At 72.3% G+C, this 22,768-nt stretch carries 18 protein-coding genes, 1 other RNA gene and 1 pseudogene; 14 read left to right on the top strand and 6 right to left on the bottom strand.

Annotated features, from left to right (window positions below):
* The first annotated feature begins 11 nt into the window (after window positions 1-11).
* Together OHT51_RS29935 and OHT51_RS29940 are read left to right on the top strand one after the other, a co-directional pair.
* Complete coding sequence (locus OHT51_RS29935; RefSeq protein WP_328882018.1) at window positions 12-1,088, top strand: Zn-dependent alcohol dehydrogenase; 1,077 nt, start codon at window positions 12-14, stop codon at window positions 1,086-1,088.
* 56 nt (window positions 1,089-1,144) lie between these two features.
* A complete protein-coding gene (locus OHT51_RS29940; RefSeq protein WP_328882019.1) occupies window positions 1,145-2,083 on the top strand; it encodes a 3-oxoacyl-ACP reductase in 939 nt (312 codons plus the stop codon).
* A gap of 90 nt (window positions 2,084-2,173) precedes the next feature.
* On the opposite strand, the gene OHT51_RS29945 is transcribed toward OHT51_RS29940, so the two are convergent.
* Window positions 2,174-2,338, bottom strand: a complete 165-nt coding sequence (locus OHT51_RS29945) for a hypothetical protein (protein WP_328882020.1) — start codon at window positions 2,336-2,338, stop codon at window positions 2,174-2,176.
* Window positions 2,339-2,435: 97 nt separating this feature from the next.
* Window positions 2,436-3,611 (bottom strand): hypothetical protein, encoded by a 1,176-nt coding sequence (locus tag OHT51_RS29950; protein ID WP_328882021.1) that lies wholly within the window; start codon window positions 3,609-3,611, stop codon window positions 2,436-2,438.
* A 256-nt stretch (window positions 3,612-3,867) separates the two neighbouring features.
* On the opposite strand from OHT51_RS29950, the gene OHT51_RS29955 reads away from it, so the two are divergent.
* Genes OHT51_RS29955 through OHT51_RS29965 form a run of 3 tightly spaced genes read left to right on the top strand, consistent with a single transcriptional unit; the run spans window position 3,868 to window position 6,768 of the window.
* A complete protein-coding gene (locus OHT51_RS29955; protein WP_328882022.1) occupies window positions 3,868-4,743 on the top strand; it encodes a Nif3-like dinuclear metal center hexameric protein in 876 nt (291 codons plus the stop codon).
* The gene (locus OHT51_RS29960; RefSeq protein WP_328884487.1) at window positions 4,740-5,483 is read left to right on the top strand and encodes a zinc ribbon domain-containing protein; all 744 of its coding nucleotides are present in this window, start codon (window positions 4,740-4,742) and stop codon (window positions 5,481-5,483) included. Before OHT51_RS29955 ends, OHT51_RS29960 begins: the two co-directional genes overlap by 4 nt.
* A gap of 7 nt (window positions 5,484-5,490) precedes the next feature.
* Window positions 5,491-6,768, top strand: coding sequence for a bifunctional RNase H/acid phosphatase (locus OHT51_RS29965; protein ID WP_328882023.1), 1,278 nt, complete (start codon window positions 5,491-5,493; stop codon window positions 6,766-6,768).
* Here the strand turns inward: OHT51_RS29965 and eda are convergent.
* Window positions 6,751-7,383 (bottom strand): bifunctional 4-hydroxy-2-oxoglutarate aldolase/2-dehydro-3-deoxy-phosphogluconate aldolase, encoded by a 633-nt coding sequence (gene eda, locus OHT51_RS29970; RefSeq protein WP_328882024.1) that lies wholly within the window; start codon window positions 7,381-7,383, stop codon window positions 6,751-6,753. The genes OHT51_RS29965 and eda overlap by 18 nt on opposite strands.
* 82 nt (window positions 7,384-7,465) lie before the next feature.
* Window positions 7,466-8,248, bottom strand: coding sequence for a peroxide stress protein YaaA (gene yaaA / locus OHT51_RS29975; RefSeq protein ID WP_328882025.1), 783 nt, complete (start codon window positions 8,246-8,248; stop codon window positions 7,466-7,468).
* A 73-nt stretch (window positions 8,249-8,321) separates the two neighbouring features.
* Between yaaA and OHT51_RS29980 the strand changes: the two genes are divergently transcribed.
* Entirely contained in the window at window positions 8,322-9,758 is a 1,437-nt protein-coding gene (locus tag OHT51_RS29980; protein ID WP_328882026.1) for an RNB domain-containing ribonuclease, read from the top strand.
* On the opposite strand, the gene OHT51_RS29985 is transcribed toward OHT51_RS29980, so the two are convergent.
* Both OHT51_RS29985 and OHT51_RS29990 read right to left on the bottom strand, forming a co-directional pair.
* The gene (locus tag OHT51_RS29985) at window positions 9,709-10,323 is read right to left on the bottom strand and encodes a hypothetical protein (protein WP_328884488.1); all 615 of its coding nucleotides are present in this window, start codon (window positions 10,321-10,323) and stop codon (window positions 9,709-9,711) included. The two genes, OHT51_RS29980 and OHT51_RS29985, sit on opposite strands and share 50 nt — an antisense overlap.
* Complete coding sequence (locus OHT51_RS29990; protein ID WP_328882027.1) at window positions 10,323-11,084, bottom strand: MerR family transcriptional regulator; 762 nt, start codon at window positions 11,082-11,084, stop codon at window positions 10,323-10,325. The genes OHT51_RS29985 and OHT51_RS29990 overlap by 1 nt, the downstream gene beginning before the upstream one ends.
* A gap of 114 nt (window positions 11,085-11,198) precedes the next feature.
* Between OHT51_RS29990 and OHT51_RS29995 the strand changes: the two genes are divergently transcribed.
* The 8 genes and pseudogenes from OHT51_RS29995 (at window position 11,199) to OHT51_RS30030 (ending at window position 22,749) form a co-directional block, all read left to right on the top strand.
* A complete protein-coding gene (locus tag OHT51_RS29995; protein WP_328882028.1) occupies window positions 11,199-11,774 on the top strand; it encodes a Uma2 family endonuclease in 576 nt (191 codons plus the stop codon).
* A gap of 42 nt (window positions 11,775-11,816) precedes the next feature.
* A complete protein-coding gene (locus tag OHT51_RS30000; protein ID WP_328882029.1) occupies window positions 11,817-12,641 on the top strand; it encodes a helix-turn-helix domain-containing protein in 825 nt (274 codons plus the stop codon).
* Window positions 12,642-12,660: 19 nt separating this feature from the next.
* Window positions 12,661-13,443, top strand: a pseudogene (locus OHT51_RS43405) (DMT family transporter); the annotation flags it as partial.
* Window positions 13,444-13,543: 100 nt separating this feature from the next.
* Window positions 13,544-13,947, top strand: an RNA gene (gene rnpB, locus OHT51_RS30010) — RNase P RNA component class A.
* A gap of 384 nt (window positions 13,948-14,331) precedes the next feature.
* Window positions 14,332-15,939 carry a TIGR02677 family protein gene (locus OHT51_RS30015; RefSeq protein WP_328882031.1) on the top strand — a complete coding sequence of 536 codons (1,608 nt, stop codon included), beginning with the start codon at window positions 14,332-14,334 and terminating at the stop codon, window positions 15,937-15,939.
* On the top strand, window positions 15,939-17,282 hold the full coding sequence (locus OHT51_RS30020) for a TIGR02678 family protein (RefSeq protein WP_328882032.1): 1,344 nt from the start codon (window positions 15,939-15,941) through the stop codon (window positions 17,280-17,282). Before OHT51_RS30015 ends, OHT51_RS30020 begins: the two co-directional genes overlap by 1 nt.
* Entirely contained in the window at window positions 17,279-21,454 is a 4,176-nt protein-coding gene (locus OHT51_RS30025) for a TIGR02680 family protein (RefSeq protein ID WP_328882033.1), read from the top strand. The genes OHT51_RS30020 and OHT51_RS30025 overlap by 4 nt, the downstream gene beginning before the upstream one ends.
* A complete protein-coding gene (locus tag OHT51_RS30030) occupies window positions 21,451-22,749 on the top strand; it encodes a TIGR02679 family protein (protein ID WP_328882034.1) in 1,299 nt (432 codons plus the stop codon). The genes OHT51_RS30025 and OHT51_RS30030 overlap by 4 nt, the downstream gene beginning before the upstream one ends.
* The last annotated feature ends 19 nt before the right edge of the window (window positions 22,750-22,768 follow it).

The following is a 22,768-nucleotide window of genomic DNA, read 5'->3' on the forward strand; positions in this document are numbered from 1 at the left end:
GGAGCCGCACCATGCGCGCAGCCGTACTGCACGAGATCGGCCAGGACAAGCTGGAGGTCCTCGACGACGTCGAGGCGGTGGGCTTCGGCCCCGGCCGGGTGAGGGTCCGGGTACGGGCCACCGGGCTGTGTCACTCCGACCTGTCCGCGATGGGAGGGGTGCTGCCCCAGCCGGCGCCCTTCGTGCCCGGCCACGAGGGAGCGGGCGAGATCATCGAGGTCGGGGAGGCCGTCACCCACCTCAAGCCGGGCGACCGGGTCGTCCTGTGCTGGCTGCCCGCCTGCGGAGCCTGCCCCGCCTGCAAGCGCGGCCAGACCGAGCTGTGCCTGGCCGGGTTCATGAACGCCGGCACCCCCAACTTCAAGCGCCCCGGCGGTGATGTCTTCGGCTTCGCCGGCACCGGCACCTTCGCCGAGGAGGTCGTCGTCGACGCCGGCTGCGCGGTGCCGATCCCCGACGACGTGCCCTTCGACATCGCCGCCCTCATCGGCTGCGGCGTGACCACGGGACTCGGCGCCGCCCTCAACACGGCCGACGTGGAGGCCGGTTCGTCGGTCGCCGTCATCGGCTGCGGGGGCGTCGGCATCTCGGCGATCCAGGGGGCCCGGCTCAAGGGCGCCGCCGAGATCGTCGCCGTCGACCCGGTCGCCTCCCGCCGCGAGTCCGCGCTCAGGTTCGGCGCCACCAGGGCCGTCTCACCGGACGAGCTGGCCGACGCCAAGCAGCAGGTCACCGCCGGAGAGGGCTTCGACTACGTCTTCGAGGTCGTCGGCAAGTCCGCCACCGCCCGCACGGCGTACGAGTACACCCGGCGCGGCGGCACGCTCGTCGTCGTCGGCGCGGGAGCCATGGACGACTTCCTCCAGCTCAACATGTTCGAGCTGTTCTTCGACGAGAAGCGGATCCTGCCGTCCATGTACGGCGGCGGTGACGTCCTGCGCTCCTACGAGCGGACGATCGCCCTGTGGCGGGCGGGCCGGATCGACCTCGCGGGCCTGATCACCCACCGGGTGCCGCTGGCCGACATCAACGAGGCCCTGGACCAGATGCGGACGGCCACGGCACTGCGTACCTGCATAGAGATCTGACGGCCACGCTTCTGGACGACCCCGCTTCCTGACGGCCACGCTTCTTTAGGAGCCCGATGTCACTGCCACTCGAAGGACTGTCCGCGATCGTCACCGGCGCCGGGCGGGGCCTGGGCCGGGTCGAGGCGCTCGAACTCGCCCGGCTCGGCGCCGCCGTCGTCGTCAACGACTACGGGCAGGCCGGCCGGGACGGCTCGGGCGAGGCCTCCGCCGCGCCCGCCGAGGATGTCGCCGCCGAGATCCGCGCGGGCGGCGGCACGGTGCTCGCCCACACCGGGGACGTCGCCGACTTCCAACAGGCGGGCGCACTGGTCGAGTTGGCCGTCGCGGAGTTCGGCAAGCTGGACATCCTGGTCAACAACGCCGGCATCCTGCGCGACCGCATGGTCTTCTCCATGGCGGAGGGGGAGTGGGACTCGGTGATCCGGGTCCACCTCAAGGGCCACTTCAACACCATCCGCTTCGCCGCCGCACACTGGCGTGAGCGGTCCAAGGCGGTGGGCGGGCCGGTGTACGGGCGGGTCGTGAACACGTCCTCGGAGGCGTTCCTCGCCGGGTCCGCCGGGCAGCCCAACTACGCGGCGGCGAAGGGCGGCATCGTCGGGCTCACCACCTCCACCGCCCTCGCGCTGGCCAAGTACGGCGTGACCGCGAACGCCATCTGCCCGCGCGCCCGGACCCGCATGACCGAGGACGTCTTCGCGGGCCTCGACCGGCCGGAGGACGGCCTGGACCCGCTCGCCCCCGAGCATGTCGCCCCGCTCGTAGGCTACCTGGCCTCCCCGGCCGCCGCCCGGATCAACGGCCAGCTGCTCGTCGTGCACGGCGGCATGGTGGCGGTCGTCGAACGGCCCCGGGTGGCCGCGAAGTTCGACAGCAAGCAGGAGACGTTCACCTACGACGAGCTGGACGCGCTGCTCACCCCGCACTACGCGGAGCTGCCGGAGGGGGAGACGTTCGGAGCGGTGGAGGTGCTGGGGCTCAAAAGGGCGTAACACGGGAACAGCGCGGAAACGGGAACGGGGCGTAGGAACGAGAACGGCCCCGCCCTTCGCGGTGAAGGGCGGGGCCGTGCGCAGTCCGCGTCAGGCTGCCGTCTCGGTTTCCTGAGCCGGCTTGCGGTGACGGCCGCGGGGGGCCGTCTCGCCGTCCTGGGCGGACACCGGGCCCCGGTGCCTGCCGTGGCCGGTGTCCTTCTGAACGTCGTGAACGTCGGCCGGCCCCGGCTGGGTCGTGCTGGCGTTGCTCATCGGAAAACTCACCCCGTCAACATGATCTTTTGCTCACAGCCGGGCGAGTTTAACCAACCCCCCAGGGGCCGGATCCAGGCGGCCGCGCCAACCGCCACTACTTCGTTACAAGACCGCCCAACGGGGCTTGCTGCAAGGGCACGGGGCGGGGCATGACGGGAGCCGGAGGGTCCGTTTCCGACGGCTCGCGCGAGGCCGAATCCGGTGTGGTGGAGGCCGAGTTCGCGGATGACGACCCCGGCGAAGGCACCTCCACCCGAGCCACCCCGCACCGCACCGCCCCGGTGGCATACGGCAGTTGCAGCACCCCGTCCGGCGTCCACAACCCGGCTCCCGCCAACCACCCCTCAGGCGCGGGAAGATGACGCACCTGCCGTTCGGCGGGCCGCCACACCCCGACCCAACTGCCGACCGGCCCGTCCACACGCAACGCCACCCCGCAGCTCTCCGGCGTCAGCACCTGCCCCGGCTGGATCGCGAACGGCGTCACCGCGCAGTCGGGCATCCGCAGGCACTCCGGGAAGCGCACCGGCAGCGTGCTGCCCAGCACGCCCCAGCCCAATCGTTCCTGCCCCGGCGAGGGCGCGTCCGAGCCGATCAGCAGCAGCCCGCTGTCCGGGTCGGCGAGCAGCAGCCGGTCGTCGCTGTCGTCCGCGATCTGCAGCAGCTCGGAGACCTCGCCGCCGTGCTCCAGATCGACCACGACGGCCTTCGTACGGCCCCCGGGCTCCGGGTCGAGACGGTCGAGGGCCAGCATCCGCCCGCCCCGGTCCAGCCACACCCCGCCCGAGCAGCGCCCCGGGACCTCCGCGAGCTGCTCCGGCCCGAACGCACCCCCCGCCACCAGCCACACCGCGCTGGAGTGCCGGCCCACCGCGAGGGCGTAGGCCCTGCCGCCGCCCGGTGCCGGGGGCAGCAGCCGCAGCCGGGTCTGCTCCGGCGGGCACTGGACCGCGCCGAGCAGCAGCTCGCCGGTGCCGGGCCCGGTCGGGTACAGCAGGGAGAAAATGTGCCGTCCGTCGGTCGGGCGGCAGATCAGGACCCGCCCGTCGCCCATCGGCTGCACCTCGGTGCCGGGTTCCTCCGGCTGGTGGGCGGGCAGCGGCACGGCGTAGGGCTCGGGGCCGTCCAGGGTCCAGCGCTCCGGGAACCAGCTCTCGCCGTCCAGCGCGAGGCGGGCCGCGTAGGAACCGTCCGCCGTGATGGTGCATCCCGCCCGAGGCACGTCGCCGTCCTCGTGCTCCGCCGCGGGCTCGATCGCACAGGCCGTCATCGTCCGGTCACCTCCGGTAACGAAGCTAGTTTTCGCACGCACAGGCGTGGGACCGGCCGGGTTCGCTTCACACAAAGGGGTGGCCGAGGAACGATTCGCCTGAGGAAACGGGGGTGGTTGTGCTGAGCGGGGCCAGGGGTGACCGGAGGGTGGACCCCGGGACAGCCTGGAGAGGGCCGGGGCGTTGCCCGCGGGAGCCCTGCGCCTGCTGCGGTACCGGTACAGCCGTACGGACCAGGCAGGTAGCCTTGCCTGCGTGCCCCGTCTGTCTGAAGTCATCGCCGCGCTGGACAACCTGTGGCCCGCCGAGCGGGCCGAGTCCTGGGACGCGGTCGGCACCGTCGTGGGCGACCCCGACCAGGAGGTCTCCCGGGTCCTGTTCGCCGTCGACCCGGTCCAGGACATCGTGGACGAGGCGGTGAAGCTGGGCGCCGACCTGCTGGTCACCCACCACCCGCTCTATCTGCGCGGTACGACGACGGTCGCGGCGACCCACTTCAAGGGCCGGGTCGTCCACACCCTCATCAAGAACGACATCGCCCTGCACGTGGCGCACACCAACGCCGACACGGCGGACCCGGGCGTCAGCGACGCACTGGCCGGTGCGCTGGACCTGCGCGTCGTACGCCCGCTGGTGCCGGACCCGAGCGACCCGGAGGGCCGCAGGGGACTGGGCCGGATCTGCGAGCTCGACCACCCGCTCACCGTCCGTGAACTCGCCGCCCGCGCCGCCGAGCGGCTGCCCGCCACCGCGCAGGGCATCCGCGTCGCCGGCGACCCGGAGGCGACGGTCCGTACGGTCGCGGTCAGCGGCGGCTCCGGCGACAGCCTCTTCGACGACGTACGCGCGGCCGGCGTCGACGCCTTCCTCACCGCGGACCTGCGTCACCACCCGGCGTCGGAGTTCATCGCGGACCGCGCCCACAGCTCCGCCCACAGTCCTCTCGCGCTGCTCGACGCGGCGCACTGGGCCACTGAATGGCCCTGGTGCGAGCTGGCCGCCACCCAGCTCGACGAGATCTCCGACCGCAACGGATGGGACCTGCGCGTCCACGTCTCGAAGACGGTCACCGACCCCTGGACCGCCCACGCGGCGTCCGCCATCACGGATACATCTGGAGCCCCCAACTGAACGCCGAGCCCGCCGACCAGATCCGCCTCCTCGACGTCCAGGCCCTCGACGTCCGCCTCCAGCAGCTCGCGCACCGGCGGAGGTCGCTGCCCGAGCACGCCGAGATCGAGTCGCTGACCAAGGACCACACGCAGCTGCGCGACCTGCTCGTCGCCGCGCAGACCGAGGACAGCGACTGCGCCCGCGAGCAGACCAAGGCCGAGCAGGACGTGGACCAGGTGCGCCAGCGCGCCGCCCGCGACCAGCAGCGCCTGGACTCCGGTGCCGTCACCTCCCCGAAGGACCTGGAGAACCTCCAGCACGAGATCGCCTCCCTCGCCAAGCGGCAGGGCGCCCTGGAGGACGTCGTCCTCGAGGTCATGGAGCGCCGCGAGTCCGCGCAGGAGCGGGTCGCCGAGCTGACCGAGCGGGTCGGCGCCGTCCAGGGCAAGGTCGACGACGCGACCGCCCGCCGTGAGGCCGCGTTCGAGGAGATCGACGGCGAGGTGGCCACGGTCACCAAGGAGCGCGAGGTCATGGCGGGCTCGGTCCCCGCGGACCTCCTCAAGCTCTACGACAAGCTGCGCCAGCAGCAGGGCGGCATCGGCGCGGCCAAGCTGTACCAGCGCAGCTGCCAGGGCTGCCGTCAGGAGCTCGCCATCACCGAGCTGAACGAGATCCGCCAGGCGGCGCCGAACACCGTGGCGCGCTGCGAGAACTGCCGTCGGATCCTGGTGCGTACGGCCGAGTCCGGCCTCTAGGAGTGCCGTGCGGGAGTTCATCGTCGAGGCCGACGGCGGGTCACGGGGCAACCCGGGGCCCGCGGGCTATGGCGCGGTCGTGATCGACGCGGCCACGGGCGAGACGCTGGCCGAGGCGGCCGAGTACATCGGCGTCGCCACGAACAACGTCGCCGAGTACCGGGGCCTGCTGGCGGGCCTGCGCGCGGCTCGTGAACTGGACCCGACGGCCCGGGTGCACGTCCGCATGGACTCCAAGCTGGTCATCGAGCAGATGTCGGGCCGCTGGAAGATCAAGCACCCCGACATGAAGCCGCTGGCCTTCGACGCGGCGGCCGTCCTGCCTGCGTCCCAGGTGACGTACGAGTGGATCCCCCGCGAGCAGAACAAGCACGCCGACCGGCTCGCCAACGAGGCGATGGATGCCGGGAAGCGGGGCGAGCAGTGGTCGGCCGCGGCATCCACGGCGGAGCTGGCGGCGGCGGACGCACGGGCAGCTCGGGCCGCGGCTGAGGCCGAGCCTTCCGGTCAGCCGTCCGGTCAGCCCTCCGGTCACCCGTCCGATCGACCCTCCGGCCCGCCGGGAGACGCTGGCGGCGCGGCCGTGAAGGCCGAGGCCGATGTCAGGGCTGCCCGCACCGTGGCCGCCCCCTCGTCCGGCTGGGCTCCTGCCGACATGGGGGCACCCGCGACCTTCGTTCTGCTGCGGCACGGAGAGACGCCTCTGACACCGCAGAAGCGGTTCTCGGGGAGCGGCGGTACCGATCCGTCCCTCTCCGACGTCGGCCGCGAGCAGGCCGAGCGGGTCGGGGCCGCGCTCGCCCGGCGCGGGACCATCCAGGCCGTCGTGGCGTCGCCGCTGGCCCGCACCCGGGAGACCGCCGGCATCGTCGCCGCCCGCCTCGGCCTCGACGTGAGCGTCGACGACGGGCTGCGCGAGACCGACTTCGGCGCCTGGGAGGGGCTCACCTTCGGCGAGGTCCGCGAGCGGTACCCCGACGACCTCAACGCCTGGCTGGCCGACCCCGAGGCCCGGCCCACCGGCGACGGCGAGAGCTTCGCGGCCACCGCCACCCGCATCGCGGCCACCCGCGACAAGCTGATCGCGGCGTACGCCGGCCGCACGGTCCTCCTCGTCACGCACGTCACGCCGATCAAGACGTTCGTACGCCTCGCCCTGGGCGCCCCGCCCGAGTCCCTGTTCCGCATGGAACTCTCGGCCGCTTCCCTCTCGGCGGTGGCGTACTACGCCGACGGCAACGCGAGCGTGCGGCTGTTCAACGACACGTCACACTTGCGCGCGTGAGCCTGTGAGGCCGGCCGCCTCCCGCGCCAGCGCCTCGACCCGCCCCCAGTCCCGTGCCGCCACCGCGTCCGCCGGAAGCATCCAACTGCCGCCCACGCAGCCGACGTTGGGCAGCGCGAGATAGTCGGGTGCCGTCGTCGGGCCGATTCCGCCGGTCGGGCAGAACCGGGCCTGCGGCAGCGGGCCGTTCAGCGACTTGAGATAGGCGGTGCCGCCTGCCGCCTCGGCCGGGAAGAACTTCATCTCCCGGACCCCGCGCTCCAGCAGCGCCACCACCTCGGACGTGGTCGACACCCCCGGCAGATACGGCACTCCGGACGCCCGCATGGCCTCCAGCAGCAGGTCCGTCCAGCCGGGGCTGACCAGGAAACGCGCCCCCGCCGTGACCGCCCGCGTCACCTGCTCCGGTGTGATCACGGTGCCCGCGCCGACCACCGCGTCCGGCACCGCGTCCGCGATGGCCCGGATCGCCTCCAGGGCGGCCGGCGTCCGCAGCGTCACCTCGATGGCGGGCAGCCCTCCCGCGACCAGGGCCCGCGCGAGCGGTACGGCGTCGGAGGGGTCGTCGACCACGACCACGGGGACGACGGGCGCGAGATCAAGGACTGAGGTCATGGCCTCATCCTGCCGACGGCAAGCAGCATACGCAAAGGGCGTTGCGCATGCTGCAATGGGTGTCCGCGCGGTCGTCGACCCGCTAGTGGATCTCCGTCACCAGCACATCCAGCGTCCACGCCTTGCCGCCCTTGGCCGGCGCCTCCACCTCCACCTCGTACCCGAGGTCCCGCAGCGCCTCCACCAGCTCGGCCGGACCCGCGGGTACGGCCCCCGCCGTGAGCAGGCTCCGTACGATCCGCCCCTTGGTCGCCTTGTTGAAGTGGCTGACGACCTTCCGGGTCGGCGCATGCAGCACCCGTACCGACGCCGTCCGGCCCGCCACCTCGCCCTTCGGCTTCCACGCCGCCGCGTACGCCGACGACCGCAGATCCAGCACCAGCCCGTCCCCGGCCGCCTCGGGCAGCACGTCCGCCATGGGCGCCCGCCAGTGCGCCCCGAGCACACCGAGGCCGGGCAGCTTCACGCCCATCGAGCAGCGGTAGGAGGGGATGCGGTCGTTGACGCGCACCGCGCCCCACAGCCCCGAGAAGACGAGCAGCGACCGAGTCGCCCGCCTCTTCGCCGCCGCGTCCAGCGACGCCAGGTCGAGGGCGTCGTACAGCACGCCGGTGTAGATCTCCCCGGCCGGCCGCGCCCCCGCCGTGGGCAGGTCGACGTTCTTCGCCACTTCCCCCCGGAGCCCCTCGCTCAGCCCGAGAACGTCCCGCGCTTTGTCCTCGTCGCCGCGGCACAACTCGACCAGCTCACTCAGTACGGCCTCCCGGGCCTCGGTGAGTCCCGGCAAGGACAGCGACTCCAGCTTCAGCGAGGCACCCCGACCGGACGGGGCCTTCCCCTCGGAAGGCGGCAGCAGGACAAGCACACGTACTCCTTCGATCGAACCCCGCCACAGGGTACGGCGTGCCACCTGGCCGGCCTCGCCCTACGCTCGACTCATGCCCCGCCGCCACATCCGAGTGACCGGCGCCCCCGAAGCCCCCCTCCGGGCCGCCCTCACCACGCTGCGTACCGAACTCGGCGTCCCCGGGAGCTTCCCGCCCGAGGTACTGGCGGAGGCCGAGCGGGCCGCGAAGGCCCCGGCCCTCCCTCCGTCCGACGCCACCGACATCCCCTTCTTCACCCTCGACCCGCCCACCTCCACCGACCTCGACCAGGCGATGCACCTGTCCCGGCAGGGCACCGGCTACCGCGTCCGGTACGCCATCGCCGACGTCGCCGCCTTCGTCGTACCGTCGGGCGCGCTCGACCAGGAGGCTCAGCGCCGGGTGACCACCCTCTACTTCCCCGACGGGAAGGTCCCGCTGCACCCCGAGCTGCTGAGCGAGGGCGCGGCGAGCCTGCTCCCGGACCAGGACCGGCCCGCCGTCCTGTGGACCATCGACCTCGACGGGGACGGCCGTACGCTCGCCGTCGACGTCCGCCGCGCCCTCGTCCGCAGCCGGGCCAAGCTGGACTACGCCGGCGTGCAGAAGCAGATCGACGAGGGAACCGCCGAGGAATCGCCTGCCCTGCTGAAGACGATCGGGGAGCTGAGGGAGCGGCTGGAGGTGGAGCGGGGCGGGATCTCGCTCAACGTGCCCGAGCAGGAGATCGTGGAGCGCGATCACGCCTACGAGCTCGCCTTCCGGGCCCCGCTCCCCGCCGACGGCTGGAACTCCCAGATCTCCCTGCTGGCCGGCATGGCCGCGGCCGACCTGATGCTCGCGGCCGGCACCGGCATCCTGCGGACCCTCCCCGCCGCCCCCGACGGCGCCGTCGGCCGCCTGCGCCGTACCGCGCACGCCCTGCACATCGACTGGCCGCACCACGTCTCGTACGCGGAACTCGTCCGCTCCCTCGACCCCCACCGCCCGAACCACGCGGCCTTCCTCCAGGAGTGCACGACGCTGCTGCGCGGCGCCGGCTACACGGTCTTCCGGGACGGAGCCCTGCCGGACATCACCACCCACTCCGCCGTGGCGGCCCCTTACGCCCACTGCACGGCCCCCTTGCGCCGCCTGGCCGATCGCCACACCTCCGAGATCTGCCTCGCGGCCGCCGCCGGTCGGCCGATTCCCGACTGGGTTCTCATGGCTCTTGACGCCTTGCCCGCCCGGATGGCCGAGGGCACGCGCCGCGCGGGCACGGTCGAGCGTGCGTGCGTCGACCTCGTGGAGGCGGCGCTGCTGAAGGACCGGGTGGGGGAGGTGTTCGACGGCTGGGTGGTGGAGGTGGAGGAACGTCAACCCGCCCTGGGAACCGTGCAGTTGGAGTCACCGGCCATCATCGGCCGGATCGAGGGCACGGACGCGCTGCCGCTGGGCGAGCGGATCCGGGTCCGCCTCACACAGGCAGATCCGGCAGCGCCGAAGGTGCGGTTCGAGCCTGCTTGACCGCCGGCACCAGCGCCTGCACGAGGCCGTCGGACTCGTCGGCGTGGAAGCGCACGAGGCGGACGTCCCGCCGGCGGCCGAGGAAGGTGAAGTGGGCGACGGGCTCGGCGAGTTCGAGCGTCACGGTGGTCTGCGCCCCGATGGGGAGATTGAGCTCACCGTCAGCCCGCTCATGAGTGGTGCGCAGCTCGCGGCGCACGTGCGCGATCTTCTCCAGCGGTATGCGCAGATCGACGTGCGCGGCACGGCGGATGCGCAGGAAGCCGGCGTCGAGGACGTGCGGTCGTACGACGGACGCGGCGTGCATCCCGATGATGATCACGAGGGTGTACATGTCGACCATGAACCACCCCCGTTGCACCGCCGGGTAGTTCCGCAGCAGCACCGACATCATGATCGACTCGATCACGATCACGAACCCGAATCCCAGCATCATCGTGCCCTGCCCGCGCGCGTACCCGAAGCCGGTGCCGTCCCCGAGCCCGTGCCGGCGCCGGATCGCCCACAGCCAGATGCTGGCGACCAGCCGCACCTCGTGCCGGAGAAGGGTGAGCGCGGTCCGCATCACGGCCCGTCCCCTTCCATGAGGATCCGCAACGTACGGCGGATCGCCTCCGCCTGTGCCGGGGCGAAGTCGGCGTAGAAGGCGCGCAGGAAGCTGTCGTCCTGGTCGATGCTGCCCCACCCTTCAGGGAGCAGTTCCCGGGGCATGCAGTCGGCGAGCGCCAGGGCGGCCTCCTCGACGCGCGGGTCGTCGGGTCCGGCGTCGGCGAGGTCGTCGAGCAGGGCGTAGGCGGCGAGGGCCCGCTCCACACCGTCCGGCGTGGTCAGGGCGCCACCCATCACGCCCATGAGCCGCTCCCGGTCCTCGGGGGAGGCCGTCGTCTCGATCAACGCGAGCACCTCGCGGTCCTTGGCGGCCATGGGGGAGTCGGAGGCGTGGGCCATGTCCTTGAAGAGGGCGGCCAGCTGAGGCGAGACGGGCCCCTCGGCGGTCAGCCCGCCCTCCGTCTCCAGCAACGCCCGCAACCGCGCCCGCCGCTCCCGGATGGCCTCCTCCTGCCGGGCAAGATCCGCATCGAGCTCGGTGAGCACCTCGACAAGATCCTTGCCGGCATCCTCCGCGAGCACGTCCCGCACCTCCGCGAGCCCCAGCCCCAGCTCCGTCAGCCGCCGAATCCGCGCCAGCACGACGGCATGCCGCAACGTGTACTCCCGGTAGCCGTTGGGCCGCCGATCAGGCTCGGGCAAGAGCCCCTGATGGTGGTAGTGCCGCACCGTGCGCGTGGTGACGCCGACGGCGGCGGCGAGTTCTCCGATCCGCATGGGATCAGTAGAGACGTTGACGTTGCGGCAGGGTCAAGCGGACGCCTCCGGCGGACTCCCGTACAGGTGACCCGCTGCTGTTCCGTTCCGGTGAGTTGTCGCCGGGGCCGTTGCATGGGTGCTGTGGCACAGGATCCGATTACGCAGAAGCTCCTGCTGGACTGGTTTGTCGACCTGGACACCCCTGAGGGGCTCCGGGCAGAGCTCGTCGAGGGGGAAGTGGTGGTGACCCCGGTGCCGGACGGGCATCACGAGCACTGCATCAGCCGGATCGTGGGCCAGATGTATCGGCGATCTCAGACCGACATGCTGTTCTCCGGGAACAAGGGGCTGAAGCTGCGGAATGCGGAGGGCTACCCGCAGGACCATGTGATTCCGGACGGCACCTTCGCTCCCAAGGAGCTGAGGCTCTACCGGGGAGCCGATCCCTGGATGCCATGCGCTGGAGTCGCCATGGTGCTGGAGGTCACGTCCTCGAAGCCGCAGACCGACCGGGAGACCAAGCGCCGCTGTTACGCCCGCGGCGGCATCCCGCTCTACCTGCTCGTCGACCGAGAGAGCTCGTGGATCACGCTGTTCAGCGACCCTGAGTCAGGCGACTACCAGGAGCTCCGCGCCGTAGTCTTCGGCAAGCCGCTCCCTCTGCCCCACCCCTTCGCCTTCGACCTGGACACGGCGGACTTTCTCTGAGGCTCCTTGTGTTGCACTGCCAAGGACCGAAGGGGGTACGAGGTGGGCGAACAGGCACTGTGGACCAGGGCGAGGCTCGGCCGGGACGGCCCCCCGCTCGATCTGCTCACCGCCCGCTTCGACCGGCACGTCTACGCCCCGCACGCCCATGACGAGTTCACGATCGGCGTCTGCGTCGGGGGCAGCGAGATCATCGACTACCGGGGCGGCCGCCTCCGCCCCGCCCCCGGCTCCATCGTCGTACTGGCACCGGGCGAGATGCACACGGGCGGCCCGGCCGAGACCGGCGGATACGCCTACCGAGCCCTGTACGCCGATACGTCCCTGCTCACCGACGGCACCCTCGGCACCGCAGCCCCGCACTTCCACGACCCCCTCCTCGACGACCCCGACCTGGCCACGGCCCTGAGCCGCACGCACGCCGAACTCGCCGCCTGCCCGGACCCCCTGGAGGCCGAGTCCCGCATCCCGTGGCTGATGACGGCCCTGACCCGCCGCCACTCCACGGCCCGGGCGACGACCGACACGGTCGCGGGCGCCGATCACATAGCGAGGAGCGTCCGCGACCGCCTCGCCGACGAGCTCACGGCCCCACCCTCCCTCGCGTCCCTGGCCACCGACCTCGGCCTCTCCCGCTACCAGCTCCTGCGTGCCTTCCGTACGACGATGGGGGTGCCGCCGTACGCCTGGCTCGCCCAGCACCGGGTGAGCAGGGCACGAGGCCTGCTGGAAACCGGCCTGCGCCCGGCCGAGGTCGCCGGCCTGGTCGGCTTCGCGGACCAGGCGCACCTCACGCGCTGGTTCCGCCGAGTACTGGGCGTCACCCCGGCGGCGTACCGCAACAGCGTTCAAGACACGGGACGGTGAGCCGACCGAAACTCGCCGCATGACAGCACGCGGTTGGTTTCTCTTCGCCCTGATGAGCGTGGTCTGGGGCATCCCGTACCTGATGATCAAGGTGGCGGTGGACGAGGTCTCCCCCTCGATGGTGGTCTTCACACGATGCGCCCTCGGCGCGGCGCTCCTGCTCCCCTTCGCAATCCGCCAGGGCGGCCTGCCCCGGACGATACGACGGCACTGGCGCCCGATGCTGGCCTTCGCGTGCATAGAGATCATCGGCCCGTGGTGGACCCTGACGGACGCGGAACGCCACCTGTCCAGCTCGACGGCGGGCCTGCTCATCGCCGGCGTACCCATAGTCGGCGTCGCCCTGGCCCGCTTCTTCGGCCAGACGGAGCACCTGGGCGTCCGCCGCCTGACCGGCCTCACCCTGGGCCTGGCAGGCGTGGCGACCCTCACCGTCCCCCACCTGACCGGCGGTGACGCCCGCTCCCTGGCGGAGGTCCTGCTGACGGTGCTGGGCTATGCGACGGCCCCGCTGATCGCGGCGCGTTGGTTGCGGGACGTCCCCTCCCTCCACCTCACCGCGGCCTGCTTGACCTTCGCGGCCCTGGTCTACGCCCCCGCGGCGGCACTGACGTGGCCTGCCGCGATGCCGTCGGCCGAGAGTCTGGCCGCCCTGGCCGCCCTGGGCGTGATCTGCACGGCGGTCGCCTTCGTGGCCTTCCTGGAGCTGATCAAGGAGGTCGGCCCGACGCGGGCGACGGTCTTCACGTACGTCAATCCGGCGGTCGCGGTGGCGGCCGGGGCACTGTTCCTGGACGAATCCCTGACCGCGGGGATCGCCGTGGCCTTCGCCCTGATCCTGGCGGGCTCGGTCCTGGCGACGACGGCCCCCCGCAGGCCGGTAACATGGTCCACACGGCAGACGAGCCGGGCGGACGGCCGCGTGAAGTCCCTCAGGGGGCTTCCCGAGGAACGTCCGGGCTCCACAGGGCAGGGTGGTGGCTAACGGCCACCCGGGGTGACCCGCGGGACAGTGCCACAGAAAGCAAACCGCCCGGCGCTTCGGCGCCGGGTAAGGGTGAAACGGTGGTGTAAGAGACCACCAGTGCCCAGGGCGACCTGGGCAGCTAGGTAAACCCCACCCGGAGCAAGGTCAAGAGGAGCGCCGTAAAAAGCGCTCTGCGCGGACGTTCGAGGGCTGCCCGCCCGAGTCCGCGGGTAGACCGCAGGAGGCCGGCGGCAACGCCGGTCGTAGATGGATGGCCGTCGCCCAGGGCTCCGCGAGGAACCCTGGGAACAGAACCCGGCGTACAGCCCGACTCGTCTGCCGCCACTTGCGGCTTTGCCTTGGAACGGCCTCTCATCTGCGACGGAGGCCCTATCCGATCTTTCGGAGGTTTGCCGCGTTACGCGGCAGGAAGTCCCTCGGGCAGCACTGAATGCCCTGAGGAGTGCGCGCTCGGCGAAACGCACCGCGAGTCGGCCCGGGCGGAACCCACCGGCCGACGGAAGTCGGAGGGGAAGTCGTGGCGCACTCGCGCGTCGAACCCGTGCCGGCCAGCAGCACCACCCACCACCGGAGGCCGGGCGGCAGGCACGTTCGCCCCGGCCATCGACGTGTGAACAAGCCGGAGCCCGAGAGCCCACACGGCCCAGCCGGATTCCCCGAACCTTCTCCGGAGTGTCGGTGCCGGTCCGTACGCTCGACAGCATGGTGGGGGACGAACTGTGCGAAGAACCACGTGATGAGCGGTCAGACGAGGGGAGCGATGCCGAGACCTGGCAGCGGCTCAGCGCCTACGCCTACCTCAGCGCGCCCGAGCGGCTGGAGTACGTCGCGGTGATGCGGATGTTCTGCGGCACCCTGCTCGCGGACCTCGCCGTACCCGACGTGCGCGCCAAGCTGGCACAGGCGGGTTACCCGGCGGCAGCGCTCGACGCGGAGACACTCACCGCCCGGCTCGAACAGCTCGTGCGCTGGGGCAATCTGCTGCGCAGCACGCACACGGTCACAGCGACCAGCATCGCCGAGTACCAACGCTCCCGGTCCCGCTACCAGTTGTCCAAGCTGGGTGAACGAGTGCAGCGCGACGCCGACGAGGTGCTGGCGGGAGCGGACGCCGCGCGTGAGGTCAGCAGTGAGTTGCTCACCCTCGTCGACCGGGGGCTCCAAGAGATCGCCGCCCTGGCCGCCGTGCCCGGCGGTGCGGACCCGCAGCAGGCACTGGAAAAGATCAGTACCCTCTTCGCGCAGTTCGCCGAATTCGCCGAGTCGGTACGGGATTTCTACGCCTACCTCGGCCAGGTGCTGGCCCGCTACGACCTCGACGGAGCCGAGTACCAGGGGTTCAAGGAACTGCTGCTCGACTACGTCGAGGCGATCACGGAGGACGTGTCCTTCCGCGCCCCGCGCATCGCCGCCCATCTGCGGGCGATCTGGCCCCACCTACCCACGCTGCTGAGCTGCATCGACGCCCATGCGACAGGCCTCGGAGCACTTTCCGACACGCTGCCCGAGACGCGGGTGCAGCGCAGCCGGGGACGGGAGTTGGCCGACTGGGAGGGGCTGCGCGACTGGTTCGCCGACAGTGACGGCCACGGTAGCCAGGTGGACCAGCTCCGGGACGCGACCCTGCGCGCCTTGCAGTCGCTGCTCGCCAACGCCAAGAGGATGCTGCGCTCCGCGTCGGGGGAGATGTCCCGCCGCAAGGACCTGCTCAGGCTCGCGGCCTGGTTCGACGCCGCGGAGCCGGAGGAGGCCCATGACATCGCGGTCGCTGCTTTCGGGCTGTACGGGGCGCGGCATCTGGGCGTGGCGCCGGATCCCGACCGGTCCGTACCGGCGTACGTGAGCTGGTGGACCGGACCCGTCGTCGAGGTGCCAGTGGCGTTGCGCGAGCGTGGCAGCCGGTCCCCGCGTGGGCGGGCCGCGGCGGTGGAGGACCACGGCGTGCAGAAAGGCCGCCTTGTGGAGCAGGCGCGCGAGCAGGCCGCCGCCCGCCAAGCCGCGGTGGCCGAACTGCGCAGCGCATCCGGCCGGTTCGACCAGGTGAAGCTGGGTTCGGCAGCCATGCGCCTGCTGCTGGAACTCCTCACCGCTGCCCTCGGCAACGCCCAACTGAACAAGGAGGCCGGTGATTTCCAGCTCGACGGGGCGCAGGCAGGCGATGCGGATCTGGGTATCAGGCTGACGGCGTGGCGCACCCCGGGCAGGCATACTCTCCTGCGCTCCGTGGACGGCGACCTGACGGCGGACGATCTCACCCTGACTGTCGAGAGCGCCTCGGCGTCCGCCGCAGCGGAGGAGGCGAGCGCCTGATGCCCCTGCCCTCCGCCCACGACGTGGCACTCGCCGCCGAACGTCGCGCCGCGGCCCGCCTGCTGCTGGCACACCCTCTGGTCACCAGCGACGGCTCGCACAGCGACACCTTCCCGCTGATCCGCCGCCACGCCGACTGGCTCGCCTCGCGCTTCCAGCAGGTGTTCGGCTACCGACTCCTCGTCGAGGCGTCGTACGCCCGCCTGTTCAAGGCCGGCCTCGGCCCCGGCTCCGGCCACCGCCTGGAGCGGCCGACCACCGGCAATCCGTTCACTCCTCGGACGTATGCCTATCTGACCCTCGCCCTCTCGGTCCTCGTCACCGCCCCGGAGCAGCTCCTGCTCTCCCAGCTCGTCGCCGACCTGAGGGCCGCCGCCGTCGACGCCGGGATCGAGATCAGTGACACCGGACGTCAGGCGGAGCGGCGCACTCTCGCAGCCGCGCTGCGCCAACTCGTCGACTGGGGCGTGCTGACGGAGACCGAGGGCCACGTGTCGGCCGTCGCCGAGGAGCGGGGCGGCGAGGCGCTGCTGACCGTCGACCGCGAGATCGCCCGCGCCGTCGTCGCCGGACCGCTGGCGCAGAGCCGCGACGGAGCGGACCTCGTACGCCGCGCCGCCGACCCAGGCTTCGGCGGCCCGCGTACATACGTCCGTAGACGCCTCGTCGAGACACCCGCCGTCCACCTCGACGACCTCACCGGGGCCGAGCGGGAATGGCTGCGGACCCGGCAGCGGCGTGAGTCCCAGGCCTTCTCCGAGCTGCTGGGTCTGGAGGCCGAGATCCGTGCCGAGGGCATCGCCCTCGTCGACCCGGACGGTGACCTCACCGACCTGCACCTGCCCGGCACCGGCACCGTCGCCCAGGCGGCGCTGCTGCTGGTGGGACGGCTGGTCGACCGGCTGCGCCCCGAGGATCCCGGCCACCCCGCAGCCGGCGGGAGGCTGGTCATCGGCGTGCCCGTCCCGGACGCGCTGTTGCCCGAACTGCTCGATGAACTCGTCGAGGAGTACGGCCGACGCAGCAACTGGCAGCGAGGCCTGCTGGAGGACCGGGACGGGCTGCTCGCCGCCGTCCTCGACCTCCTGGTCCGCATGGGCCTGATGGCGCCCGCCGCCCCGGTGCGCGCCGACGGCCACGGACTGCCCGAGGGATACGAGGACGCGGCGTTGGACGGCCGGTCCGTCACGGACGTCTCGGGTGCCCGCGGGCAGGACGGCACGGGCGGTTGGGTGCTGCTCGCCGCGGCCGCCCGGTTCGCCACCACGGTGGCCGTCACCTCCCGTACCGAACAGTCCCCAGCAGACGACGTCTCCCAGGAGCCCGAGGAGCCGACCCGGTGAACCGCCCCCCTTCCCCGCACCGCTACCGCCTGCACCGCGCAGGCATCCGGAACGTCTGGCAGTACGACGAGCAGGAGTTCTCCTTCGGCGCCGGCCGCCTGCTGCTGCGCGGCAAGAACGGCGCGGGCAAGTCCAAGGCCCTGGAGATGCTGCTGCCGTACCTCCTCGACGGTGACGCCCGCGCTCTGGACGCCACCGGGACCGGCCGGACCACGCTCCTGTGGCTGATGCTCGACGGTTTCGAGCAGACCAACCGGCTGGGCTACCTGTGGGTGGAGTTCACGCGGACGGACGAGCAGGGGAACGACCATCACCTCACCCTCGGTGCGGCCATCCGCGCCTCCCGGTCGACGAGGACGGCCAAGCCCTTCTTCTTCGTCACCCCGCTGCGGGTGGGCGAGGACCTGCACCTGGCCCCCGCCGGTCAGCCGCTGCCGGTCGACCAGCTCAAGTCACTCGTCGGCCCGGAGCACGTCACCGACCGCGCCGTGGAGCACCGGGCCCGCGTCGCCCGCCACCTGTTCGGTCTCACCGATCCGGCGCGCTACCGCAACCTGCTCCACCTGCTGCACCGCCTACGGCGCCCCACCATCGGCGACCGCATCGACTCCGGCGGTCTGGTCTCCGTCCTCGCGGAGACGCTGCCCGCGCTCGACGACGAGGTCGTGGAGAAGGTGGCCCGCAATCTCGACGACCTGGACGCCGTACGGACCGACCTCGGGCGCTTGGAGCGGACCGACGAAGCGCTGCGGACCTTCCTGACCGGCTACCGCGGCTACCTGCACGGGGCGCTGCGCCGCCGGGCCGACGAGGTGAACGGCGAGCTGGAACAGCTGGTGGAGCACCGGCGCTTGGCGGGCGAGGCGGTGAAGAAGGCGGCGAAGCTCCGTACGAGCGAGGAGGAACTCGCCGCCCGCCTCGATGTCCTCAGGGCGGAGGCGGATGCGGCCGAGACGGATCTCGCCGCCCTGCATGCCAGTGCCGCCTACCGCAGCCTGCAGGAACTCGGGGAGAAACGTGCCACGGTGACCGCCCTGCACAGCGCGGCGGCGACCGCCTTCAAGGCCCTGCGCCAGGCCCACAGCGGTCAGGAAGAGACAGGACGGCGGCTCACCGAAGAAGCAGGAAGGCTCGGCGGAGAACTGGTCGAGCTCGGCACGGCGCACGGCGAGCTGCTGCGCGAGGCGGAGCGGTCCGGGCTCGACCCCGTGCACCTGGGCGAGCCCGCGGTGGTCGCCGTCGCCCCGGTTGCCGGTGCGACGACGGCCGAACTGACGTCCCCGGACGGCGACTTCCACCTGGTGCGCCACAGCGAGGTGCTGGCCGTCGATACCGAGGCCTGCGCAAGGGCCCTGCACGCCTGGGACACCCAACTGGACGCCGCGGGGCCAGTGATCAGGCACCGCGCCCGAGCCGTGACCGAACTGACCGCGCTCATCGACAAGACACACCGGGCACAGCGAGAAGCGCACGAGACCGACGCCGCCCGGGAGCGTTTGGAGGAGCAGGCGGACGAGGCGCGAGAGCGGGCCGGACGACGACGGGAGGAGACGGCACGCGAAGGGGAGGCGTACGCGGGCGCCGTGCGGGCCTGGACCGAGCGGCTGCGGAGCCTCACCGGCGTGTCCCTCGACGCCGTGCACGCCCTGACCGCCCACGACCCGTCGGAGGGCCCACTGCCTGCCCACGCCCCCGACGAGGTGGCCGACACCGCCCGGTCGGCCGTCGAGCCGTGGCTGGCGGAATTGGGCGAACAGCGCGATGCACGTGCGGTGGCGATCCGCGAGCTGGCCGCCGGACAGGACCGCCTGCGGCGTGAGCGGACTGACTGGGAAGCCCGCACCGACCCCGAGCCCGCGCCCCCGCCCCACCGCTCGGCACCCCGCACACCCGGCACGGGCGCACCCCTGTACCGGTTGGTGGACTTCGCCGAGGGCCTGGAGCCGGCGGCCCGGGCGGGCCTGGAAGCCGCACTTGAAGCCAGCGGCCTGCTCGACGCCTGGGTGTGCGCCGACGGCACCGTCCTGGACCCGGCCGCGCGAGACACCCTCCTCACCCCCGGCACACCGCCCGCGGGACCAACGCTCGACGAGGTGCTGCGCCCGGTCATGGCACCGGACAGCGGGGTGATGACCGAGCAGGTCGAGCGCGTTCTCCAAGCGGTGGCCCTGGTCACGGACGGGACCACGGGCACAACGGCGGACTCCGCGATCGGTACCGACGGCTCCTGGAAGCTGGGCGTTGCCGGAGGCTGTCATACCAAGCAGACCGCCGAGTACGTGGGCGCGGAAGTACGCGCCGCGACCCGTCGCCGAGTCCTGGCCGACCTGGACCGGCAACTCGCGGGCGTACAGGAGGAGCTGACAGAGCAGGAGCGTGGCCTGCGGATCCTGACCGAGCGCCGCGCGCAAGTGGCCGACACCCTGAGCCACCCGCCCACGGCACGTTCGCTGACCGACGCATGGGCCCGTGCCACCGAGGCCGAGCGCACCGCACAGGTACTGTCCGGCAAGGCGTCCGCAGCCGCGCGCGAGGCGGAGCAGACGCGCGCCCGCGCGGTCGCCGCCCGGCGTGAGGCCGAGGCGACCGCGAGCGCGAACGACCTCCCCGTCGAACCGGCCGCGCTCGACTCCGTACGCCTCTGTCTGGACCGCCTCGGCACAGGCACGGAACGACTGCGCAGGCGGCTGCGTGCGGTGGCTTCCTCCGCCGACGCCCATCGCCAGGGCCGCGAAGGCTACGAGCGTGCCCTGACGTCCACACGGGAAGCGGAGTCCGACTACACCGAGCCGCTCGCCCGCCTGGACGCCGTCCGCCGCACGGTCCGGGGCCTGGAGGAAGCGCTGGGCGCGCCGGAACAGGAGATCCTCGCCCGAGAGGACGGGGCGAAGCGCCGTCTGGAGGCGGTGGGGCGTCAACTCCCGGGCGCCGAGCGGGACGTGAGGGTCGTACATGACGAACGCGTGCGCGCGGAGGAGGACGAGAGAGTACGGCGGGAGGCGCTGGCCACGCAGGAGGGCGAGGCGGTCGCGAGTGGCAGGCGACTGCGTGCGGTGCTGTCCCTGCCGGGTGTGACCAGGGGCGCGGGCCTCGACATGACGGCGGAGGACGAGGGAGGCGAGGCGCACTTCTCCGAGGGCGGCGCACACGACCGCACCAAGGCGCTGCGCCGGCTTGTGGAAGCCGTACGGAGCCACCTGGACGCCGAGCGGCGCGACATCTCGGACACCGCCCTCCTCAACCGTCACACCGACCTGCGCGACCAGCTCTCCGGAGGCTACGACGCCACATTGGAGGAACACGATGGCATCAAGGTCTGCCGTCTCGTCGACGACCACGGCCCGCACGACATCGCCGCGGTCGGCGAGCGCATCGCCGCCCAGGCGGCCGAGGCTCGCGAACGGCTGACGGAGCGCGAGCGCGAGGTGTTCCAGCGGTTCCTGACCGGAGAGCTGGGCGACCACCTCTCCTCCCAGGTCCTGGCCGCGGGCGCCTTGGTGGCCGCCCTGAACGGCACCCTGTCCACGGTTCGGACGTCACACGGGCTGGGCGTCACGCTCGACTGGAAGCTCGCGGACGGCGTGGAGGCCGACGTCCAGGCGGCGGTGGACCTCCTGCGCAGCCCGTCCGGCCTGCGCACCCGCGATCAGTCCGAGCAGCTCCGCGACGTGCTCCAGCGCCGCATCGAGGACGCCCGCCGCGCCGACCCGGGCGCAGGCTACGCGGCCCACCTGCGCACCGCCCTCGACTACCGCGACTGGTTCACCTTCACCCCGTGGGTGGTCAACGACGCTGCCCCCGGCAGTCGCCGCAAACTCTCCGGCCGTACAGGCCTCAGCCAGGGCGAACAACGCGTCCTGTCCTACCTGGTCCTCTTCGCCGCCGCGGCCGCCCACTTCACGAGCCTCGCCGAAACGGCCCCGCACGCGCCTCGGCTGATCCTGCTGGACGACGCGTTCGCCAAGGTCGACGAGCCCACACACGCGCGCCTCGGCCGCATCCTGGTCGACCTGGACCTGGACTTCGTCCTCACCAGCGAACGCCTGATCGGCAACTGGCCCGACGTGCCCTCGCTGCACATCTACGAGTGCCTGCGAGATCCGCATGTGAGGGGCGTGGCGACCCTCCACTACACCTGGAACGGGCGGCAGAGGCGACTGGTGTCGGTATGACGGGCCCCCGAGCGCTGGACGGGACGCCCCTGGACACCGAGACGCTGGCCTTCCTGACCCGGCCGGGCCTCACCCGCCTCTGGGCGGCCGCACGCACCCGCCTCGAACGCAACGGCCTGCGGCCGACCGGCACGATCAGGCTCCAGCACCTGGACGAACCCGAACGTGAGGCCCTCTCCCTCCTCCTCGCCAAGCCGCTCACCACTTCCACCGCCACCATTCACCTGCCGGACCTGGACACCCGCCTGCGCGCCAGCGCGGTCGGCCGCGGCCTGGCCGAGACGCTGGCGGAACTGGGCCCGGCCCTCACCGACCGCCGAGCGGTCCGGGACGCGGCGGCGGCGCAACGGGCCGGGCTGTGGTCCGCGGCGGAGGCTGCCCTCGCCGCCACACAACTGGCGTCCCAGCCCTGGCCGGCCCGGTGGCTGGAGGAGCTACGACGTGCCGGTACGGTCGCCCGACAGGACGGTCACACCGCCACCACGATCCTCGACCAGGCGATCCGGACCCTGGCCACGCTCTTCCCCGGCCCGGACGCGGAACCCTCCCCAGTCGCCCGGGGTCGCGGCGAACTGGCCACCCGTACCACCGGCTCGGCCCACGGCCTGGACGACGGCACCATGCTCTCCCGCCTGGTCCTGCGCGGTATCGCCCTGGCGTCCGGCACCGACTTTCCCGTCGACGCACCGGGCCGCCGGGCCCTGTGGCGGCTGGCCTCGGTCACCCCGGACGAGGTGTCCAGCACGGTGCTCACCTACGGCCTCAGGCCGACGGGCGCGACCTGGGGCGAGAGAACCCTGCGAGAACGGGCGGACCACAATCTGGAGACCCATCTCACCCTGCGCGAACTGCGCGCCCTGCGACTGGCGATGCCTTCCCGCACCCGGATCCACGTCTGCGAGAACCCACGCGTGGTCGAAGCCGCCGCCGACGCCGGCTGCACCGAGCCGCTGGTCTGCACCTCGGGCAGCGCGACGACGGTTGTCCTCACCCTGCTCGATGTGCTGGCCGCCGCCGGGTGCGCCTTCGCGTACCACGGTGACTTCGACTGGCCGGGGATCGCGCTGGCCAACCGTGTCGTGGAGCGGTACGGCGCGGAGGCGTGGCGCATGAGGGCGGGGGACTACGAGTACCTCGCGACCCGCATGCAGGTACACGGCACCCCGCAGCTCCTCCTCACGGGGCCACGCGTGGAGGCCGGGTGGGATGCTGAACTGGCCCCGGCCATGGATGCCTTGGGCATCGCTCTCCACGAAGAGGCGGCACTCGACTTGCTCCTGGAGGATCTCGGATGACCCTCACGGTCGACGTGGG

It is taken from the genome of Streptomyces sp. NBC_00299, from assembly GCF_036173045.1.
Taxonomy (GTDB): Bacteria; Actinomycetota; Actinomycetes; order Streptomycetales; family Streptomycetaceae; genus Streptomyces; species Streptomyces machairae.

Coding starts and splice junctions, on each gene's coding strand:
- OHT51_RS29980 (WP_328882026.1), top strand. CDS start 8,322: ATGCCCCGCCGCCACATCCGAGTGACCGGCGCCCCCGAAGCCCCCCTC.
- OHT51_RS29990 (WP_328882027.1), bottom strand. CDS start 11,084: ATGCGGATCGGAGAACTCGCCGCCGCCGTCGGCGTCACCACGCGCACG.
- OHT51_RS29935 (WP_328882018.1), top strand. CDS start 12: ATGCGCGCAGCCGTACTGCACGAGATCGGCCAGGACAAGCTGGAGGTC.
- OHT51_RS30020 (WP_328882032.1), top strand. CDS start 15,939: ATGCCCCTGCCCTCCGCCCACGACGTGGCACTCGCCGCCGAACGTCGC.
- OHT51_RS29940 (WP_328882019.1), top strand. CDS start 1,145: ATGTCACTGCCACTCGAAGGACTGTCCGCGATCGTCACCGGCGCCGGG.
- OHT51_RS30030 (WP_328882034.1), top strand. CDS start 21,451: ATGACGGGCCCCCGAGCGCTGGACGGGACGCCCCTGGACACCGAGACG.
- OHT51_RS29995 (WP_328882028.1), top strand. CDS start 11,199: ATGGGTGCTGTGGCACAGGATCCGATTACGCAGAAGCTCCTGCTGGAC.
- eda (WP_328882024.1), bottom strand. CDS start 7,383: ATGACCTCAGTCCTTGATCTCGCGCCCGTCGTCCCCGTGGTCGTGGTC.
- OHT51_RS29945 (WP_328882020.1), bottom strand. CDS start 2,338: ATGAGCAACGCCAGCACGACCCAGCCGGGGCCGGCCGACGTTCACGAC.
- OHT51_RS29950 (WP_328882021.1), bottom strand. CDS start 3,611: ATGACGGCCTGTGCGATCGAGCCCGCGGCGGAGCACGAGGACGGCGAC.
- OHT51_RS29985 (WP_328884488.1), bottom strand. CDS start 10,323: ATGCGGACCGCGCTCACCCTTCTCCGGCACGAGGTGCGGCTGGTCGCC.
- OHT51_RS30015 (WP_328882031.1), top strand. CDS start 14,332: ATGGTGGGGGACGAACTGTGCGAAGAACCACGTGATGAGCGGTCAGAC.